The sequence below is a fragment of the Metamycoplasma auris 15026 genome (assembly GCF_000367765.1).
Classification (GTDB): domain Bacteria; phylum Bacillota_I; class Bacilli_A; order Mycoplasmatales; family Metamycoplasmataceae; genus Metamycoplasma; species Metamycoplasma auris_A.
Genome location: NZ_AORI01000018.1, coordinates 1 through 779 on the forward strand (window position 1 = coordinate 1; position 779 = coordinate 779).

Genomic DNA, 779 nt, shown 5'->3' on the forward strand with positions numbered 1-779 from the left:
CACTAATTCTAAAATTTATGTTAAAATGAAATTGTTCCTAATAAGAACTATATTGGCAGTGTGGTTCTAGCTGGCCCTGTATGACTTAGAGATTACGAAATCACGAGATAGAACTAAAAGTATAGGTTATTACCTATACTTTTTTGTACTATAATTTCTAATATGAGTAAATTATTAATAGGTAGAGTATATAAAGAATGTAGGTAGAGTATATAAAGAATGAATAAACAATACTCTAGAAGATGATGATGGCTTAATTCTCTAATATACTTCATTAAAAAAAATAAAACAATATAAAAAAATAAACAAAAACAAAAAAATTTCACTAACTCCAAAATTTATGCTATACTAATTGCATAGAAAACATAGTTTTCTTGATTATTGGGGTATTGGTTCTATCCAACCATAATTATCGTTTGTATAATTGAAATTTAAAGTATAACTTTAATAGGAGAACTATATAAGCAGAAATGCTTATATTTTTTATACAATTTTTATTATGGAAAATAAAATAGTGTTTGGAAAATTATTTAAAGTTAGAAGTAGTAAAAATAACTTACCTATTTCAAAAAATTATAATAATAATTTTATTACTACTAAACTTGGGAAATTAAATCGTCCTTATGTAGTCTTTTATTCAAATGACTATGTTTATTATTTATCGGTTAAATCAATTACTAAAAAGAATCAATATAAAACAACTAATGATGATAGAAATGTAATAATCCCTAATATAAATATCTATGGCAATGAAGCTCCTATTGGCAATGCCATTAACT

Annotated in this window: 1 protein-coding gene; it reads left to right on the forward strand. The window is 23.5% G+C overall.

The window, feature by feature from the left end:
- Positions 1–499 precede the first annotated feature (499 nt).
- Positions 500–779: Mbov_0400 family ICE element protein (locus MAU_RS03350; RefSeq protein ID WP_040544064.1), on the forward strand; the 280-nt coding region annotated here is incomplete at its 3' end.